At 71.7% G+C, this 219-nt stretch carries 1 protein-coding gene; it reads right to left on the reverse strand.

From position 1 onward, the window contains the following. Positions 1-219: autotransporter-associated beta strand repeat-containing protein (locus MFF64_RS37595; protein ID WP_238194186.1), on the reverse strand; the 219-nt coding region annotated here is incomplete at both ends.

The raw sequence follows: 219 nt of genomic DNA on the forward strand, positions 1-219 counted from the left end.
GACCTGCAGGACGCCGCCGTCGAAGCTGAGCGGGGCGGAGGCCGCGCCGAGGCTGGCGTCGCGCGACACGGACAAAGTACCGCCGGCGAAGGTGGTGCCGCCGGAATAGCTGTTGGTGCCGCTGAGCGTGAGCGTGCCCCCGCCGGTCTTGATCAGGCTGCCCCGGGTCGGGTTCGACGGGAAGGACGCGATGCGGGTGGTCTCGAGCTGGACCTCGGT

It is taken from the genome of Methylobacterium frigidaeris (assembly GCF_022179185.1).
In the GTDB taxonomy this organism is placed as follows: domain Bacteria; phylum Pseudomonadota; class Alphaproteobacteria; order Rhizobiales; family Beijerinckiaceae; genus Methylobacterium; species Methylobacterium frigidaeris.